Annotated in this window: 17 protein-coding genes; 6 read left to right on the top strand and 11 right to left on the bottom strand. The window is 65.5% G+C overall.

All coding sequences use genetic code 11. The annotated features are described in order from the left end of the window. Window positions 1–57: 57 nt before the first annotated feature. The 6 genes from IPG14_RS01425 to glgP all read right to left on the bottom strand — a co-directional run bounded on the left by IPG14_RS01425 (window position 58) and on the right by glgP (window position 9003). Complete coding sequence (locus tag IPG14_RS01425; RefSeq protein WP_343384748.1) at window positions 58–699, bottom strand: thioredoxin family protein; 642 nt, start codon at window positions 697–699, stop codon at window positions 58–60. A gap of 62 nt (window positions 700–761) precedes the next feature. Continuing rightward, window positions 762–2198, bottom strand: a complete 1437-nt coding sequence (mazG, locus tag IPG14_RS01420; RefSeq protein ID WP_343390683.1) for a nucleoside triphosphate pyrophosphohydrolase — start codon at window positions 2196–2198, stop codon at window positions 762–764. Between the two features lie 33 nt (window positions 2199–2231). Continuing rightward, on the bottom strand, window positions 2232–3611 hold the full coding sequence (locus IPG14_RS01415) for a glycogen synthase (RefSeq protein ID WP_343384746.1): 1380 nt from the start codon (window positions 3609–3611) through the stop codon (window positions 2232–2234). Next, window positions 3608–4843: a hypothetical protein gene (locus IPG14_RS01410; RefSeq protein WP_343390682.1), complete on the bottom strand. Its 1236-nt coding sequence runs from the start codon at window positions 4841–4843 to the stop codon at window positions 3608–3610. Before IPG14_RS01410 ends, IPG14_RS01415 begins: the two co-directional genes overlap by 4 nt. Next, on the bottom strand, window positions 4840–6450 hold the full coding sequence (locus IPG14_RS01405) for a 1,4-alpha-glucan branching protein domain-containing protein (protein ID WP_343390681.1): 1611 nt from the start codon (window positions 6448–6450) through the stop codon (window positions 4840–4842). The genes IPG14_RS01410 and IPG14_RS01405 overlap by 4 nt, the downstream gene beginning before the upstream one ends. 15 nt (window positions 6451–6465) lie before the next feature. After that, entirely contained in the window at window positions 6466–9003 is a 2538-nt protein-coding gene (glgP, locus tag IPG14_RS01400) for an alpha-glucan family phosphorylase (RefSeq protein ID WP_343390680.1), read from the bottom strand. Between the two features lie 128 nt (window positions 9004–9131). Here glgP and IPG14_RS01395 point away from each other — a divergent pair, with 128 nt between their 5' ends. Genes IPG14_RS01395 through IPG14_RS01380 form a run of 4 tightly spaced genes read left to right on the top strand, consistent with a single transcriptional unit; the run spans window position 9132 to window position 11766 of the window. Continuing rightward, complete coding sequence (locus tag IPG14_RS01395; protein WP_343384742.1) at window positions 9132–9875, top strand: HAD family hydrolase; 744 nt, start codon at window positions 9132–9134, stop codon at window positions 9873–9875. After that, entirely contained in the window at window positions 9872–11242 is a 1371-nt protein-coding gene (gene argH, locus IPG14_RS01390; protein ID WP_343390679.1) for an argininosuccinate lyase, read from the top strand. Before IPG14_RS01395 ends, argH begins: the two co-directional genes overlap by 4 nt. 30 nt (window positions 11243–11272) lie before the next feature. Further along, entirely contained in the window at window positions 11273–11476 is a 204-nt protein-coding gene (locus IPG14_RS01385) for a hypothetical protein (protein ID WP_343390678.1), read from the top strand. Further along, window positions 11473–11766 (top strand): type II toxin-antitoxin system RelE/ParE family toxin, encoded by a 294-nt coding sequence (locus tag IPG14_RS01380; protein WP_343390677.1) that lies wholly within the window; start codon window positions 11473–11475, stop codon window positions 11764–11766. The genes IPG14_RS01385 and IPG14_RS01380 overlap by 4 nt, the downstream gene beginning before the upstream one ends. An 8-nt stretch (window positions 11767–11774) precedes the next feature. On the opposite strand, the gene IPG14_RS01375 is transcribed toward IPG14_RS01380, so the two are convergent. Both IPG14_RS01375 and IPG14_RS01370 read right to left on the bottom strand, forming a co-directional pair. Beyond that, on the bottom strand, window positions 11775–12782 hold the full coding sequence (locus IPG14_RS01375) for a phosphotransferase (RefSeq protein ID WP_343390676.1): 1008 nt from the start codon (window positions 12780–12782) through the stop codon (window positions 11775–11777). A gap of 34 nt (window positions 12783–12816) precedes the next feature. Continuing rightward, on the bottom strand, window positions 12817–13755 hold the full coding sequence (locus IPG14_RS01370) for a malate dehydrogenase (protein WP_343390675.1): 939 nt from the start codon (window positions 13753–13755) through the stop codon (window positions 12817–12819). Between the two features lie 122 nt (window positions 13756–13877). Here IPG14_RS01370 and IPG14_RS01365 point away from each other — a divergent pair, with 122 nt between their 5' ends. Both IPG14_RS01365 and IPG14_RS01360 read left to right on the top strand, forming a co-directional pair. Beyond that, window positions 13878–14090 (top strand): type II toxin-antitoxin system HicB family antitoxin, encoded by a 213-nt coding sequence (locus IPG14_RS01365; protein WP_343384738.1) that lies wholly within the window; start codon window positions 13878–13880, stop codon window positions 14088–14090. 61 nt (window positions 14091–14151) lie between these two features. Then, a complete protein-coding gene (locus IPG14_RS01360; protein ID WP_343390674.1) occupies window positions 14152–14334 on the top strand; it encodes a type II toxin-antitoxin system HicA family toxin in 183 nt (60 codons plus the stop codon). Between the two features lie 4 nt (window positions 14335–14338). Here IPG14_RS01360 and IPG14_RS01355 read toward each other — a convergent pair whose 3' ends face one another. Genes IPG14_RS01355 through glpK form a run of 3 tightly spaced genes read right to left on the bottom strand, consistent with a single transcriptional unit; the run spans window position 14339 to window position 18182 of the window. Then, window positions 14339–15112 carry an NAD-dependent deacylase gene (locus tag IPG14_RS01355; protein WP_343390673.1) on the bottom strand — a complete coding sequence of 258 codons (774 nt, stop codon included), beginning with the start codon at window positions 15110–15112 and terminating at the stop codon, window positions 14339–14341. Next, window positions 15112–16686 carry a glycerol-3-phosphate dehydrogenase/oxidase gene (locus IPG14_RS01350; protein WP_343390672.1) on the bottom strand — a complete coding sequence of 525 codons (1575 nt, stop codon included), beginning with the start codon at window positions 16684–16686 and terminating at the stop codon, window positions 15112–15114. Before IPG14_RS01350 ends, IPG14_RS01355 begins: the two co-directional genes overlap by 1 nt. Beyond that, window positions 16683–18182 carry a glycerol kinase GlpK gene (gene glpK / locus IPG14_RS01345; protein WP_343390671.1) on the bottom strand — a complete coding sequence of 500 codons (1500 nt, stop codon included), beginning with the start codon at window positions 18180–18182 and terminating at the stop codon, window positions 16683–16685. The genes IPG14_RS01350 and glpK overlap by 4 nt, the downstream gene beginning before the upstream one ends. Window positions 18183–18194: the final 12 nt, after the last annotated feature.

Below are 18194 nucleotides of genomic sequence, written 5' to 3'. Positions count from 1 at the left end.
GGCACGCAGAAGGCCCCGCCGTGCGGCGGGGCCTTGGTGAAATTGCAGAGAAGGGGGCTACCCCAGCTTGGCGCGGATGTCGGCGATCACTTCATCGACCGTCGCGACTCGCCAACCTGCCCAGACATCGCTGTCGCGCTGCCAGGCCATGTAACGGTCGCGGCCCTTCGCTCGTTCTGCGGCGACCTCGTCTTCAGATGGCTCGTGGCCGATTCTCGCGGCAATCGCTGCGGGGCTCATGTCGCCGATCACGTCCCGGGTGACGTGGATCTGTTCATTGGCGAGCCTGGGGCGCTCGATGAAGTGGGTGATTTCATTGTGGTCCTTGTCATAAATCACGAACACCGGGATAGATTCGAACTCCCCGCCCTTCAGGTACCCGGCGATCATGTCCTTGTTCTGATCCCGCTCGAAGAACCGCATTTCGATGCCGGCGGCCTCGGCGATCTTCTGGGCGACGCCTGCCCCGCGATACACGTCGGGGCACCAGTCTTCGCCGATAACCACCATGTGGTGCGGTCCGTCCGGGCGGGCGGCGAGTTCCTGCAGCGCGGCCTTCTGTTCTGCGGAAATGGTGAGCCCGTTGTAGTTGTTCTCAAACAGTTCGCGGTTGCGGATGCCGCTGTCGAGATACTGCTGGAAGGTCTTGCCCTTCCCAAATCTTTCGAGCGTGATGACCGACTGGGTGGCGTTTCCCATAGGGAGCCTCCGATGAGTGAGTTTCAGGTTGCAACAAACAGACTACAAGGCCGCTCAAGCCCTCACAAGGAGCCGATTTTCGCCGCCTTCGCTTCGTCCCAGAGCGTGTCGAGGGCTTCCAGGTTCAGCTCTCTCATGTCGAGGCCGCGGGCGGTCGCGAGCCGTTCAACCTCGCCGAAACGGGCCCGGAACTTGGCGTTGGCTCCACGCAGCGCCTGTTCGGCGTCGATCCCGAGATGGTCTGCGATGTTCACCAGGACAAACACGATGTCGCCAAACTCGTCGAGGCGCTCCGCCGCTGTCTCTGCCCTCGCGAACTCGTCGACTTCCTCCCTCAGTTTCTCGAGGGGCCCTTCGATATCCGGCCAATCGAAACCGACCCGCCGGGCACGGCCCTGGATCGCTTGCGAAGCGGCGAGAGCCGGCAGCGTCCTGGGCACGCCGTCAAGGATCGAATCACGTGTCTTCTCGGCTTTTTTCAGCTGTTCCCAGTTCTGGTACACCTCTTCGGCACTCGAAGCGGTCGCATCGCCGAAGACGTGCGGATGCCTCCGGATGAGCTTGAGGGCGATGTTCTCGACGACGTCACCGAGGACGAAGGTCCCCTCTCTCGCGCCGACTTCTGCGTGCATCAGCACCTGCAAGAGCACATCGCCGAGCTCTTCGGTCAGCGCCGCGGGCTCAGCCGCATCTATCGCTTCCAGGGCCTCGTAGGTCTCCTCGAGGAGGTGCGGGCGGAGCGACGCATGAGTCTGCTCCCGGTCCCAGGGGCAGCCGCCGGGGGCGTGGAGCCGCGCCACAACCGCGACGAGCCCATCGAGACGGCGGACGTCGGCGATGGCTTCCAGCGCAGGGACGAAGAGTGTGTCGAGGTAGCCGAACGGCCGGTGGTCCAGCGCCACCAGTGGGACCGGCCGGATCGACTCGCTCGCGCCCCCGAGGGCGTGAAGGACCGTGACTTCATGCTCCGCCGGGTAGATCTCCAGCAGTTGCAGCTTGAGGGCACTAACCGTGTCGCGGTCGAACACCTGGTGGATCAGCGCCGGCCTCTGCGCGTCCAGGCGCAGCGTGGCTGTCGCATCGCAGACCTGGATTTCGCCCAGGTCGAGGGCAAGTGAACTGGCTGCGACATCGAGGAAGCTCACGGCCGCGTACACCTTCACGGGTATGCGGCTCTCGTGGGCAGCGCCCAACAGCCTGGTGACGGTCCGCTCGGCGAAGAGGGGATGTCCCGGGACGGCGTACACCACCGGGCCATCGCCTGCCCGGGCGATGACCCGGGCAACCACCTTGTCGTAGACCGCGTCGAACGATTCCCCTGCTCGGTACAGGTCGTCGCAGTCCTCGGCCGCGGGGGCCAGCGCCGCCATGGATGGGTGGTGGCGAGTTCGGAGAATGACGGGGAGGCCGCTCGCCAGCAATTCACGAGTTTCGACCGTGACGTGGCGAGGGTCGCCGGGGCCGAGGCCAACAATGTGGATACGAGGTTCTTCAGCCACGCGGTCGAGCATACCAGCGCCCGGCGGCGGCGGTTACTCCAGCGGCACAATCCCGCGCGCACGAAGGGCCGCGACGTAGGCATCGACGTAGTGGTTCGCTGAAGCCCGCCAGCTGTAATCGCGGCTCATCGCGTTGTGCTGCAACCGTTCCCAGGTCTCCGGGTCGCGAAATGCCATCAGCGCTCGTTCGAAGGCTGCCACGAATCCCACCGTGCTGAATTCGTCGAACAAGAACCCTGTCCCCGTTTCGGGGTGCTCTTGCGGGTCCAGGATCGTGTCGGCCAGTCCCCCCGTCCGGCGTCCGATGGGGATCGTGCCGTACCGCATGGCGATCAGCTGGCCAAGCCCGCAGGGTTCGTAACGCGAGGGCATGAGGAACATGTCCGCGCCCGCGTAGATGCGCTGGGCCAGGCCTTCGTCGAACCTGGCCGCCAGCCGCACGTGGCTCTGGTACTCACCCTCGAGCCGCCCCAATTCGTCTCGCAGCCACCGGTCGCCGTCCCCTAGCACGATCAACTGCGCCTGCGCAGCAATCAGTTCGGGCAGTGCTCCAAGGACGAGGTCAATCCCTTTCTGTTCGGTGAGCCGGGTGACCATCGCAACGATCGGGCCGTCGTCGTCTGGGAGCCCGAACTGCGCGCGGAGGGCGGTGCGGTTGGCCGAGCGGTCCGCAATCGACCCCTGGTCGAATTGGCGGACGATGTACCGGTCGGTGCGCGGGTTAAAGAGGTCGGCATTGAGCCCGTTGAGGATGCCGCGAAAAGCCTCGCCGCGAAGGTTGAGCAGCGCTTCGAGCCCCTCGCCGTACTCGGGGCTGAGGATCTCCCGCGCATACGTCGGGCTGACCGTCGTCACGATGTCGCTGTAATAGATCGCCTGGGCGAGGAAGTCGTTTAGCTCGTCCGGGCCTCGATAGCGCAAGTTGTGGATCGTGAACACCGAGGCGACGCCTCGCAGCCGCGGATTTCCCCAGGCGAGGTTCCGCAGCGCGAAAGCGAGTGGCGCCGTATGCCAGTCGTTCAGGTGGATGACGTCCGGGATCCACTCGTCCTGCTTCAGCATCTCGATGACGGCGCGGCAGAAGAACTGGTAGCGCAGGAGGTCGTCGTTCTCGCCGTAGACTGCCGGGCGGTCGAAGTACCGGGCGTTCGCCACCAGGTCCACCGGCACGCCGCCCGCACCGGCCACCGTCGCGATGTCCACGTCCCAATCCGGGCCGGGAAGCGGAACGGTGTAGCTCCGGTGGAACGCCGAAGCAGCGTGTGCCGCCATGGCAGTCCGGTGGCAAGGAGTGACTACACGCACGTCGTGGCCGATCTCCAGCAGGCGCTGCGGTAGTGCGGCCGCCACGTCGGCCAGGCCGCCAACTTTCGAGAACGGGTCGAGTTCGGCCGAAGCGAAGAGGATTTTCACGGGGCAGCCTCTTCCATCAGCGCGCGCTCAATGGCTTCGCGCGTATCGTTCGCTGCCGCTACTCGCCAGCGCGCTTCCTGTTTCGTCCTCGGGCTTGCCCCGCCAAAGGCGATCGCCCTTGCAGCGTTGAGCGCGACTTCGTTCAGCAGGGAAAGCCCGCGATGGATCATCGAGACATCCCACATCGGGCGGCGGCTCGCCCACCAGAACTGGCAGCTGTGGAGTCCGGGCTCGAGCTTTTCTGTTGCGATCGCGGCGAACTTCTTGGCTTCTGGCGTCGATGCGTATCGCCTGGCGGTGGCGGCGAGGTCCTGGCAGTGGTCGACGTATTCCCACTGGAGCGCGTGGAGCGTGTTGCCTGGTGCCTGCCAGAGCGGGAAGGGGTCATTCGCGGCGAGGTCGTCGTTGCTGGTGCTCCACGAAGAGGCGTAGGGCACGAGGGTCTCGCCCGCCGGGAAGTGGTCCACCAGCTGGCTTGGGAATGCCATTTGCACGCGATTGGCGCCTCGCCGGTGCTGATGGGTAAGAAGTTCGAACGCTGCGCCCAGGAACTCCCGTTCCCAGCGCGTGATGTGATGGCCGAAGGTCTCCGCGTCCATGGCCGTCACAACGTACGCGTCGTTGTTGCCGCCGACTGCTGAGAGGTCGTCGATAAACTCCTGGGGCGTCGTCCTCCGGAACGAGATGCGGTTGCTGCGCACATCGTCGCGGAAGAACACGGCCAGTTCGGAGTCGCCGGCACTGACCCGGTGGACCTTGTCGATCGGCCACGGCGCGGGGCACCCAACGCCGCTCATGATCAACCATTCGTGCCCCGTCGCCCGGATGGCCGGGGTGATCTCGGGGCTGAAGCACATCTCCGGCGGAAAGAATCCGCAGGGCTTCCATGCCGCCCAGAAGGCGGCGCTGTTCGTACGCGAGTTATCGGCGATCGACCGCTTGCGTCCGGCCTCCGGGATCAGCGGAAGGATCGGGTGGTACTTGCCGCTGCCCACGAATTCGACATGACCCTTCTCCGCCAGGATCCGCAGAGACGTCACGATGTCGCCCAGACCATGTTCGAGCAAGAGGTCCGTGAGGACTCCCTGGATGTTCACCGCTATCCGGGCGTTTGGGTGTTGCGCCAGCACTTTCAAAACGGGCCGGTACGACTCGTCCGCCACCTTCCGCAAGATCTCGTGAGTCTGCGTGGGCGGCTGGTAGAAGTGAAGGAGTTGCGCCCAGTGCGTCACCGGGCGAACGCTCCCTGCGGCCGGCCGGCAAAGCTCCGCGGGTCGATGTCGGGGAACGGGTTGTCCAGGTGTTCGAGTTGGACCAGTTCGTTCGCGAATCCCGGATCACCGGATTCGATGGCGTTCGCGATTGCGTCGAACCGCGCTGCGTGGCTGTTGAACCGTTCAACGGCGTAGTCGTGGGCCTGGCCCGTCGTCATCAGGAACTGCCAGTCCGATGACTGGAGGAGAAGGAGTTCCCGGGCGAGTTGGCGTGTTGCCGGGGTCTCGTTGGCCAGCAGCGCGTGCGCCCTCTGCTGCCGTCGATGGATTTCGGGCCACGTCCAGGCGGTCTGGTCATTCGACCACGTGCGGTGGTCTCCGCCCGCCCCCCAGGAACCTTCTGGAAGGTCGATCGACGCGTTCGGAGGGTCGTCCCTGACTACTGCCTCGGCAGTCGCGAGCGTCACGTCCGGGTCCTTCGCCACGAGCGAGATGACTGCTTCGAGCCACTCGACACCTTCGAGCCACCAGTGCCCGTAGAGCTCCGTATCGTAGGAAGAGACGAGGTTTCCGTGTTCCCTGGCGCCGTTCTCGTAAAGAAAGAGCTCCCGCTTCAGGAGATCGCGGAAGTGGGATGCCTGGCGTTGGGCGGCCGCCGATGCCCGCGCCGGTTCGTACTCGGCCTTCGCGCCCAGGCCGGTCTCGCGCCCCGTGACGCGCCAGTAATGCAGGCCGCTCTCCGAGTCTTTCTTGTGGAATTCGCGGTACCACTCGTCGCCCGGGTATCCATGCGCTGCCGACCAAACCTGGAGGCCGGTCTGTTCGTTCCGTGCCATCGCCGCCACCCGCGATTCGCCGACCCAGTAGGGGCGGAATGTGCTCCCACGGTGGGCGCCGGCCTCCGCCGGTCGCCGGGAAGTTGAATCCAGGGGCGGGTAAGGGCCGACCATTCCGCCGAGCGCCTTCCCTCGGGCCGTCCCGCCGGTCACCAGGTGCGTTTCCACGAAGAACGCTCTGATCCCGGCATCCTCCAGGAACCGTTCGAGGCCCGGGCGGTAAGCGCACTCTGGCAGCCAGAACGATCGTGGTGGGCGCCCGAAATTCGCTACGTGCGATTGGACGCCGGTCTCAATTTGGAACCTGACGGCGTCGTCGTCCGCAAGTAGCGGCAGGTAGCCGTGGGTGGCTGCACAAGACGCGATCTCGATGCTGCCCGAATCCTCCAGCGCAGCGAACGCGCCGAGGACATTGCCACGCAAGTCGTCTTCAAACAGCCGCTGGACTTCTGTGTACCGCGCCAGGTGGAACCGTGCCGTGTCCGCCCGGGGGCCTGTCGTGAACCGGTGGGTGTCGCGCTCTGCCCGGGCGATCCGGTCGGCGAGGTACTCCCGAAAGTGCTGCACGACCAGTGGGTCTCGCAACTGCTCCGCGAGGATAGGGGTGATGTTGATCGTCACCCCCAACGACCCGTCAACCGTCTTCGAGAGGCGGCGGAAGGCGCCTATAAGCGGCAGATAGCACTCAAGGAGCGCTTCGTGGATCCACTCTTCGCCATGGGGCCAACGACCTGCCAGGCGGCAGTACGGGAGATGCGTGTGGAGGACGAACGTCGCGGTTCCAGACATGGGGAATGAATCCTTCTACGCCCAGTGTGCCAGTTGGCTGGCGAACGGGTCATGCAGATTGGGGTGGGCCGGCAGGATGCGGATCGCGTAACCCTGTCGGCCCCCTTCAGTGAACGGCACCTCGCCCCGGTACAGTGCCTCGCCGGCCGCCAGCGAAACGAAGTCAAGGCGGGCTACCCCGTGCGAAGCGAGCGAGCCATCCGGTCCCGCGGGCCCGAAAACCGCATCCACTCGCAGGTCTTCTGGGGTGAGCTGCCCGGGGTCAATCGTGACGGTGACGCCAAGGCCGGTAGCTTCGTTCCGGGCGTGCGAAAGTTCCCGCACTCGGACGCTATCCCATCCGCTGCGGACGTTGTCGAGCCATCGAGCCTGGTCTCGCGCGGCTGCGAGCGCGTCGGCCTTCAGGATGTGCCAGCTTCGGGCCGCGGGCTCGTAGGCCTTGGTCGCATACTCGGCAACCATCCTGCTGGTGTTAAACACGGGACCAAACGCGCTCACGGAGGCTTTCATCCGCCGCACCCAGTCGCCAGGGACGCCCTCGTGGTCGCGCTCGTAGAAGCTCTGGGTCAGGTCGTTTTCGAGCAGGTCATAGATAGAGTTCGCATCAAAGGCATCCTGCGCTTCTGGGTCGTCGTCGAGTCGGGAACGGCCAACGGCCCATCCAAGTCCGGGCTGGTACGCTTCCCACCACCAGCCATCCATCACGCTCATGTGGATTGCGCCGTTCGCACAGGCCTTCATCCCGCTTGTGCCGCTGGCTTCGAGTGGCCGCAAGGGCGTGTTGAGCCAGACATCGCAGCCCTGGACGAGGGACCGGGCGAGTTCCATGTCGTAGCCTTCAAGCAGGATGAGACGGTCTCGGAACTCGGGCCTCTCGCTCAACGCGACGACCTCCCGGATGAGCGCTTTCGCAGGCTCGTCACGAGGGTGGGCCTTCCCGGCGAAGATGAACTGCACCGGACGCTCGGCATGGTTCAGGATGGCGGCCAGTCTCTGCGGGTCACGGAAGAGCAATGTCGCCCGCTTGTATCCGGCGAAGCGGCGGGCAAAGCCAATCGTCAGCGTCCCGGTATCGAGCACCCCCCCGGAGCCTCCGGGCGTGGCCGAACGGCCGCGGCTCATCATGGCGTCGGCGTGCTGTTGCCGGGCACGGAGGACCAGCCGCTCCCGCTGCCGCTCATGCACGCGCCACAGTTCCTCGTCGGGGACCGCCGCAATCCGGGACCAGTCGCTGTTCGCGGGGTCATCGCGCCATGACTCGCCGATGTACCGGTCGTAGAGGTCGCCGACCTCGTGGGCTACCCACGTCGGCAGGTGCACCCCGTTTGTGACCGCTTCGATCGGGATTTGATCGAGCGGCAGGGTGGGCCATGCCGACTCCCACAGCCGCTGCGAAACCATCCTGTGGAGCTTCGAAACGCCGTTCCGAAACCCGCTCAGGCGAAGCCCGAGCATCGCCATCGAGAACGGCTCGGTGTCGTCGCCGGGGTTCGTCCGTCCCAGTCCGATGAGGGCTCCGCGGTCCAGGCCCATTCCCGCGGCGTACTCGCCCAGGTAGCGCGCCACAAGGTCCGGGGGAAACAGGTCGATCCCGGCTGCGACCGCTGTGTGCGTCGTGAAGGTCGTCGCCGAACTCACCGGCAGGCGTGCTTCGGCGAAGGTCGCCCCGTGCTCCGTCATCAGTGTCCGGATGCGCTCCATCCCAAGGAGGGCGGAGTGACCTTCGTTCATGTGGCAGACGGCCGGGTCCACGCCCATCGCACGGAGGGCCCGCACTCCTCCGATGCCCAGGACCATCTCCTGCTGGATCCGCATCTCTGAATCGCCACCGTAAAGTCGGCCGGTCAACTGCCGGTCGCTCTCTCCGTTGGTGGGGATATCCGTATCCAGCAGGAAGAGCGGCACCTTTCCCACATCCAGCCGCCAGAGCTGTGCCATCACTGTCCGCCCGTCGATTGGCACCGCCACAGTCAACCGGTTCCCCAGGGCATCGACGATCGGCGCCAGCGGTTGCTCGCTCAGATCGATGACCCGGTAGTCCTCGCGCTGCCAGCCGTCGGGGCCAAGGTGCTGGTGGAAGTAGCCCTCGTGGTACAACAAACCAACGCCGACCAGCGGAAGGCCAAGGTCCGAGGCCGATTTCAGGTGATCCCCGGCGAGGACGCCGAGGCCGCCCGAATAGGTCGGCAGACTCTCCGTCAACGCGAATTCAAGCGAGAAATAGGCGACCGGTTCAGTCGCTGAGAGCCCGTCGATCACACACAGCGGTGGCCGGGATAGATACGCATGGAACGCCGAGAGGACTCTCTGCAGGTGGGAGAGATATCCGTCATCCACTGCGAAACGGGAGAGCGTGGCTGCCGGGATTCGCTGCAGCAGCGCGACAGGATTGTGTCCCGTTTCCTGCCAGAGCTCGCGGTCCAGCCGCTCGAACAACGAGGCCGCATCGGTGTTCCATGTCCAGTAGAGGTTCGCAACCAGGTCACGCAAGGGCGCGAGGGGTTCGGGGAGGGGAGGCTCAACGATGAGCGTCCGAGAGGCACGAAGGCGCATTAGCTCATTGTAGCGCGGCAATGCTTCCGGCCGATGAACACGGTGCCCGCGTTGGCCGGAGAGCAGGCGGCATGCGAACATGCAACGCTGGCGCTGCCTCCTCCTGGCGCCCGGATTGCATGCGAAGAATGGCCTACCGAGCCGTCCTATTCGATATCGGCGATACCCTCTGGCACTCCGCTGAGGCGCCGCCGGCGGCTGAGTTCCGCCGGATCGCCTCCGAACGTGCCCGCGAATTCCTTGCGAACGCTGGTCTGACTCACCCGGATCCGTCGCTTGTCGCCCGCGTCGCCTGGGATGCACTCGAATCCGCTATGAAACAGGCACGAGCCACCGACCGCGTCGAGCCTGACTATGCTGCGGTCGCGAAGGCGGCACTCCTGTCCGTGGGCGTCTCGCTTTCCGCCCGCCAGGCCGGTGAACTCATGGAGACGATCTACGTCTCTGGAGAGGACGGTGGGAAGGCCGCCTACCCCGACGCTCGCCCCACCCTGGAAGCGCTTCGCAACCGGGGTTTTCGCCTCGCAATCGTCACGAATCGCGCGTTCGGAGGCGACCGCTTCCGGGATGACCTTCGCGCCGCCGGCCTGGATGTCGGCTGGGATGCGACCGCCGTCTCAGTCGAAGTCGGCTTTCTCAAACCTCACCCGGAAATCTTCCGCAGCGCCCTGCGCGCGCTTGAAATCTCTGCGGCGGAAGCGGTCATGGTGGGCAATTCACTCGCCGAGGACATCGCTGGCGCCCAGGCCCTCGGGATCGACGCCGCATGGAAGCGCTCCGCCCCCGACGCCGAGGGTGTCAGACCTGACTTCGTATTCGAAGACGTCGGGGAACTGCTGGACTGGGAACCGCTGAGGAAGGCGAAATCATGACTGAACAACGCACCTGGGGCGGACGCTTCGAAGGCGGCATGGACGAACTCACCCGCGATTACACCGCCGGAATGGATCGCGACTTCTGGGCGCACGACATCATCGGCTCCGTCGCCCACGCCAGGATGCTTGGTCATCAAGGCATCATCCCGTCCTCCGAAGCCGACGCCATCGTGGCAGGACTTGCTCTCGTCCTTGAGGATTTTCATGCCGGTCGGGTTACCTGGCGGCCGGAACTCGAAGACATCCACACTCACGTCGAAGTCCTGCTCCGGGAGAAGATCGGCGACGCAGCCGGCCGGCTCCACACCGCCCGCTCGCGGAACGACCAGGTCGCGTTGCTCAACCGGATGGTCGTCCGCGAAGCGTGCGATATCGCGCGCGAGTCGCTCACCGAGTTGGTGGCCGTACTCTGCGACCTCGGCGACCGTCACGCCGCCGACCCGATGCCAGGCTACACGCACGTCCAGCGTGCCCAGCCGGTCACGCTTGGTCACCACCTCCTTGCGTACGGCGAGATGCTCCTCCGCGACCGGGAACGTTTCGACGATTGTCGTACGCGGACGAATGTCCTCCCTCTCGGAGCGGGCGCCCTCGCGGGTTCGCCGTACCCCCTCGATCGGGCGATGGTCGCGGAGGAACTCGGATTCGATTCGGTGTCTCGGAACAGCATGGATGCGACGGCCGACCGCGACTTCGTCGCGGAGTACGCGGCCGCCTGTGCCATCACCCAGGTCCACCTCTCACGCTTCGCCGAGGACATCGTCCTGTGGGCGAGCGCAGAGTACGGGTTTGTGACGCTTCCCGACGGCTTCGCGACCGGTTCAAGCATCATGCCGCAGAAGAAGAACGCCGATGTCGCCGAGCTTGCACGCGGGCGCGCGGGCCGCGTCATCGGCGAGCTGGTTGGGATCCTGACCACGATGAAGGGCCTGCCGATGACATACAACCGCGACCTCCAGGAAGACAAGGCCTACATCCTGGGTGCCTCGAATGTGGTGCTGCCGACGCTCCGGATCTTTGCGGCGATGGTCCCGGCGCTGGGCTTTAACCTCGAGCGGATGCGGGAGGCCGCCGGCCAGAGCTACGCCCTCGCCACCGATATCGCCGACTACCTCGTCAAGAAGGGCCTGCCCTTCCGCAGCGCCCACGAAGTCGTCGGCGGCCTGGTCCGGGAGGCCGAACGCCGCCGTTGCGAACTGAACGAACTCCCGCTCGAGGTCTATCGGGCGGGCAGTGACCTCTTCGCCGCCGACGTCCTCGAAATCTCCGTCGATTCGGCGCTGGCGGCGCGCGACATCCCCGGCGGCACCGCCCCACGCCAGGTGCGCCTGGCGGCGGCCCAGCTGCGGGCGGCGCTGGGGTAAGGCCTGACCTCTCTTTGGTATACTGGGGGCATGTCGACGAAAGAACGCCTCCACGAGTTGGTCGAAGCGATGTCCCAGGTCGAGGCCGACGAACTCCTCGAACGGATTGAGTACGTTGCCTCTCTGCTTACCCCCGAAGACCTTGCAAGCATCGAACGGGGACGTGCACAGGCGCGCGCTGGCCAGCTTCGCAGCACCGAGGAAGTTTTCGAGAGCCTGCGGACCAAAGTGTGAAGTCCCTTTGGACGCCTGAGGCGGAAGGCGAACTCGACAAGATCGTTGCCCGACTGAATGCGTTTTCCGAGGGAAGCGGCGACCGTTTCGCTGATCGCCTCTACGAACGTGTCAAGAACCTGGAACATTCTCCGTTCCTCGGGCGACGTGTACCGGAATTCGAAAGCGCCTTTCTTCGAGAACTTATCCATCGAGGCTACCGAGTCTTTTACGAGGCGTTCCCGGACCGAATCGAGATCTTCGCGATTCGCCATGGTCGGCAGAGTGTCCCCGTCGATGATGGAGACTAGCCGGGGCCTCACCTCAGCATCTCCACGAACGGTTCAATCCACTGCAGCAGCCCAATCTCTCCGAAGTCGTTCCTGGCCTGTGCCTGCCAGTACTGCCAGATGAGCAGCCGCTCCCAGAGCATGAAGGCGCGAAAGCGCTCTTCGAAGCCGGACGTGCGCGGGTGTACTGCTTCGTAGGCACCGAGGAACGCCTCGCGGGCGCCGATGCGGGATTGGCGGTCCGTGGCCAGCGGGCGCGACAGGTCGCACTCCGGGTGGCCGGCTTCGGCGGTCATCCAGTCGATGACGCCGGTCAGGCGCCAGTGGCCATCGCGTTGTTCGAAGAGGACGTTGTGGAAGCCGAAGTCCAGGTGGACGACCGCCGGTGTGAACGGCAGTTCGAGCGCCGGGCGAGCCCGTTCGAGGACCGAGCGCGCCCAGGCCACGTCTGCTTCCGTGGTGGCATTCGACGCGGCGAGGGAGCGGGTCAGCAGGTCTTCCAGCGTGGCACTCACGTACTCGACATAGGGCGTGGCAAACGGCTCGATGGCGTCGGTCCGCGGGTTGTGCCTGCCGGCTTCGGGCAACGTCAGGGTGTGGAGTTGGGCGAGGGCCGCGCCGAGTTGGCGCGACTGTTCGGCGAGTTCGGGGGCGGAGTAGGGGCACGGATTCGAGAGGGCTAACACCTCGCCGGGGAGGCGCGGCTGAATGGCGAAGCCCCAGCCGAAGAGGTCGCGGCTTTCGTCCAGGAGGTAGGGCCATGGCACGCTCGGGCCACCCGGCGATTCGTGGACCGTCCGGGAGAACCAGCGCTCCTTCTGGAACTGCCAGTCGTCTTTGCCGTCGAGGTTCCAGTGGGGCGCGCCGCGGAAGACGTACGCGCCCGAGCTGGTTTCGAGCATAAGGTTCTGGCCAAAGAGCCCGTTCGTCAGTGGTTCGGCCGAAACGAGCCGCCCCAGACCGAACCTGTCGAGGGCGGCCTGGAGCTGTCTGTCGCTGAGGGCACCCAGGCGCTTCGAATATTCGCGGCTTGCCAAAATAGTCCTCCGGCGAGCCGCGGATGCACGGCCCCTAGTTCAAGAGCTTGACCAGCTCTTTGGTGGCGTCGGCGGCGGCGACGACGCGCTGGCGTTCGTCATCTGTGAGCGGCAGTTCGAACGTCTTCTGGATGCCGCCTTCGCCCAGCTGGCAGACGGTGCCGCTGAAGACATCGCGGATGCCGTATTCGCCCTGGTGCCAGACGCTGCAGGGGATGAGGCGCTTCTGGTCGAGGAGGATTGCCTCGGCCATCGTGATCGTCGCGGCTGATGGAGCGAAGTAGGCTGAACCGGTCTTGTAGAGCTCGCCGATTTCGGCGCCACCACGCATCGCACGGGCGACCAACCCCTGGACCTGGTCGGCAGGCAGAAGGTCGGTCAGCGGCACGCCGCCGATCCGGGTCTGGGAGACCACCGGCACCATCGTCGTGTCGGTGTGGCCACCGATGACGTAGCCGTGCACGTCGCGGACCGAGACGCCGACCGCATCGGCGACGAAGTAGCGGTAGCGCGCGCTATCGAGAGCGCCACCCTGGCCGATCACCCGCTCGCGCGGGAAGCCGCTGGCCTTCATGGCGACCTGGCACATGGCGTCCATGGGATTGGAGAAGATGATCAGGACGGCCTTCGGCGATGCCTTGGCGGCGGCCGAGACCTTCGCGGCCACGATGTCGGCGTTGCCGTTGAGCAACTCCTCGCGGGTCATCCCAGGTTTGCGCGGTGCGCCGGCAGTGATGATGACGACATCGGAGTTCGCGGTCTCCTCCCAGCCATCGGTGGCGGAGATCCGCATCGAGTAGCCTTCCCACGAGGAAGCCTGCGATTCATCGAGGGCTTTGCCAAAGTGCATTGTGCCGGCGAACTGGGGGTCGTCCTGGAGGACGACATCGCAGATGTCGCGTTCGATGAGCCGCTGAGCCATGGCGCCGCCGGTCATACCGGCGCCAACAATTGTGACCTTCTTCCGAGGCATGGGAACTCCATTTGGGAGGGTGTTGCGGTCGGAGAGGGTACCACGCGGCCACGTTATGGGCGGCTGCGCGTCCGCCAGGGGACACAGTCAAGCTCTCGACGCCCGCGCGGTATAGTGTCCCAATGAAGCTGGCAATCACCATGTACCGCGACGAAGCCGGATGGATCGTTGTGGAGTGCCCCGCAATCCCCGGATGCGCTTCGCAAGGCCAAACGGAAGAAGAAGCCCTCGCAAACATCAGGGACGCGATCGTGGCCTGCCTCGAAGCTCGCCGCGAGGCGGGTCTCCCGCTCACGATCGAGACGCGCGAGGTCGAGGTCCCGGCACTTGCCTAGATGTAGTTCCCATCACCGTTGTTTACAGGCGAGAGGCTGGCGGACGGTTGCCGATGGCAGTGTGAGCGTTGAGCCCTCCGGCTGGCGGGTGTCTCGTCAGTCAGGCAGCCACGTCGTCATGCTGAAGGCTGAGTCGATCGTGTCGCTTTCGATCCCACTCCATCGCGAACTCGGCCCAGGCCTGTTGAGCAGCCAGATCAAGAAGGCGGGCCTTTCGGTCGACGAGTTCATTGGACTCCTTTGAGGCTTCACGGGATCAGCAACAGCTCCACCAGCGCCGGCACCGTCACTGCCGCCGGACCCCGGATGATCACGTCGGCGAGATCGCTTAGCGCCGTCTCCTCGGGGTTGATCTCGATCAGCGGCGCGCCCCGGCGTTTGGCCATCAACGGGAATTCCGCCGCCGGATAGACCACCGCGCTGGTCCCGACGACGAGGAAGAGGTCCGCCCGGAACGCCTGCCGGTAGCATTCCTCAAGGGCGTCCGCCGGGATGGGCTCGCCGAACATCACGACGTCGTTCTTGAGCACCCCGCCGCATTCCGCGCAGTGCGGCGGGAGTATCGCCAGGTCGATGCTTTCCAGCCGGTAGCGCAGCCCGCACGACATGCAGCGCGCTTTCGCCCGATTCCCGTGGATCTCTGTGACGTGGCGGCTGCCGGCCACGTTCTGGAGGTTGTCGATGTTCTGTGTGATCACGTGGGCCAGCCGCCCCATCTGTTCAAGCTCAGCCATGGCGTAGTGCGCCGCGTTCGGGACCGCCCTGTCGATCGCTGCGGAAAATTCTGACCCCCCTACCCGATGCTCGATGGAGAGTTTCCACCATGCCTCCGGGTCCTGGCAGAACAGGTCCCAACCATCAATTGTTGGTTCGCCGAACCGCGTCCAGACGCCGCCCGTCCCGCGGTAGGTTGGAATCCCACTCTCGGCCGAGAGGCCCGCACCCGTGAGCGCCACGGCATACCGGCTGCGTCGAAAGAGCGCAGCGGCATCCCTCAGTGTCTTGTCCAGGGCGGCGTCCATCAGGCCATGCCCAAATCGAGGGATTCGACGGAAGGCAGATGGAAGTCGAGTTCGGCGCGGAAAGCGTCCAGTTCTGCTGATTGTCTCGACTCGTCCCAGCCGAGCACGGTCCCGGCGATGGCGGCGACCGTTTCAGCGCAACACAGCCCGCGGCAGGCCGACCAGGAGATGCCCGTCCGCCGCATCATGATGTCCGCCAGGCTTTTCACTTCTTCCGTCGTAGCGACGTACCGGACCTCGCCGGCGATGGCGCCGGCATGCTCGCAGAGCGGTTCCATCCCCAGTGCGAGCACCTCGGCGATCGCTGGCCCGTAAATGCGCAAGTGGTGCTTCTGGTGCAGGCTCAGGGGCGTTTCCTTCAAGACCAGGTTCCAACCCGGCGCCACGGGCGAGTTGTCTGTCTTGCGCTTCCTCGGCGGCCCCAGCAGCGCTGCGGCCTCTTCGGCCAGCGGCCGGAACGTACTGAGCTTGCCCCCGACCACGCTGTACATGCCCTCCGGTCCGCCGTGCTTCGCGTGCGGGACGACGGCGTGGCGGCGGCTGATCGCAGCTTCCGGACCGCCTTTCACCCGCTGCAGGGGACGCAGTCCCGCGTAGGCGTAGCGGATCCTGTCACGAGTGAGTCCCATGCCCGGCAGGAGTTCCTGTGCCTCTTCCAGCAAGTAGTCCACGTCGCAGGAGGAGGGCCGGATCGACGAAGGGTCACCGTCGAAACGGTCGTCAGTCGTGCCGACCAGCAAGAGGGGGCCCTGCGGGACAGCAAAGAAGACGCGACCGTCCCGCTTCGTGTTGGAAAAGACGGCGTCACGGCCCAACGGTTGTTCCAGTTCGAAGACGATGTGCGTTCCGCGTGTCAGACCAAGGAGTTCGACGCCCGGGAGGCCGCCGTGCTCGTTCACGGCATCGACCCACGGCCCGGCGGCATTGATCACCGCCCGTGTGGGGATGGCGTGAGCCTCGCCCTCCGCCTCCACGACGACGCCGGTCACCCGTTTGCCGTCGCTGGTAACACTCACGACTCTGGTGTGGTTGGCGATCACGGCGCCGAGCCGGCGAGCCTCGAGCGCAAGTTCGAGCGCGAGGCGTTCAGGGGCGTGGATGCGGGCGTCGTAGAAGCTGAACCCGCCCCCGGCGGAACCCGGTAGATACGGCGCGAGTTCGCGCAGCTTCTCGCGTCGAAGAGCACGGTGTTTCGGCACCCCACGGTAGAGCGCCAGGAGGTCGTACGCGGCGAGGCCGATGCGCAATTGCCAGCCCGGCCGCCGCGTCCATGGCAGCATCGGGAGAAAGAGCCGTTGCGGAGTGACCAGGTACGGCCGCGTCTGCAGGAGCCACGAACGTTCGCGGAGCGACTCGCGCACGAGGCGCACATCGCCGTGTTCCAGGTAGCGAAGCCCCCCGTGAATGAGTTTGGTTGAACGCCAGGTGGTGCCGAAGCCGAAATCGGTGGCTTCGAACATGGCTACCCGCAGGCCTCGTGCGGCTGCTTCCTCGGCGATTCCGCAGCCATTGATGCCGCCCCCGATGATGACCGCGTCGAAGGGCTCGCCGTTCGTCAGTTCGTCGAGCGTCATTCCGCCGCCCAGCCGAGCGTTCGTTCCACCGCCCGGCGCCAGTGGTGCAGCCTGGCACTCCGTTCGGCCGCACTAAGCCGCGGCTCGAACACCCGGTCCACCCGCCGGAGACCGGCGATCTCCTCGTTGGATGCCCAGACCCCAGTCTCAAGCCCGGCCAGGTAGGCCGCCCCGAGGGCCGTCGTCTCCGTGTTCACCGGGCGCTCGACCTCCAGCCCGGAGAAGTCCGCCTGGAGCTGCATCAGGAGGTCGTTGCCGGCAGCGCCGCCATCGACACGGAGGGTGGCGACCGGTGATGGGAGGTCGTCATTCATCACCGCCACGAGCTCGGCGCTGGAAAGAGCGATCGCCTCGAGCGACGCTCGCGCGATATGCCCTGCCGTCGTGCCGCGCGAAAGACCGAGGATCGCCCCGCGCGCATGGGGATCCCAGTCGGGCGCGCCGAGGCCGGTGAAGGCCGGCACGATCGTGACGCCGCCAGAATCTGGCACGGACTCTGCGAGCGACTCGATATCGGCGCTTCGTTTGATGATCCGAAGCTCATCTCGAAGCCACTGGACAAGCGCGCCTCCAACGAAGACCGAGCCCTCGACGATGTACTCGGGGCCACTGGGGCCGGCCCCTGCGCCGATCGAGGTGAGCAACCCGGACTGCGAATGGACCGGGTGCCGTCCCGCGTTCGCCAGGAGGAAGCAGCCGGTGCCGTAGGTGTTTTTGGCTACTCCCGGCGCGAAGCCGCCCTGGGCGAACAGCGCCGCCTGCTGGTCGCCGGCGATCCCGGTGATCGGTAACTTCACGCCGAAGACGTCTTCGTGGGTCGTCCCGAAGAGTGATCGCGAGGGTTGAGCCTGCGGCAGCATCTCCCGCGGAATGCCGAGGATCTCACAAAGACTGTCATCCCAGCGGCCGCGGTTAATGTTGAACAGCAGGGTCCGGCTCGCGTTCGTGTAATCCGTCACGTGCCGCTCGCCTCCCGTCAGCTTCCAGACCAACCAGGAGTCGATCGTCCCGGCCGCGATTTCGCCTCGCTCCGCGCGGACGCGCAATTCCGGCCGGGAATGCAACAGCCAGGAGAGTTTGGTCCCCGAGAAATAGGGGTCGAGTTTGAGGCCTGTTGCTTTCGCGAAGGTTGGTTCGTTGCCGGCGGCGCGCAGGCCATCGCAAATCGCAGCGGTCCGGCGGTCTTGCCAGACGATTGCGTTGTGGAGCGGTTCACCCGTCTCCCGGTCCCAGACGACAACTGTCTCCCGCTGGTTGGTCACGCCGACGGCAGTGAGTTCGTCAGCGGAGATCTGAGCCTGGGCGAGGGCGACCCCGATTGATTCGAGGGTGGTCTCCCAGATTTCTTCCGGGTCGTGCTCCACCAGTCCGGGCTCCGGGTAGTACTGCCGGAAAGCCTGCTGGCCGATGCCTGCGATCTCTCCCTCAACGTCAACGATGAGCGCCCGCGAACTCGTTGTGCCCTGGTCGATGGCGAGGATGTAGGGCGGCTGCACGATGTACGAGTA

Source organism: Candidatus Amarobacter glycogenicus, from assembly GCF_016704105.1.
Taxonomy (GTDB): domain Bacteria; phylum Chloroflexota; class Dehalococcoidia; order Tepidiformales; family Tepidiformaceae; genus Amarobacter; species Amarobacter glycogenicus.
This window is presented reverse-complemented; position numbering and strand designations above follow the sequence as displayed.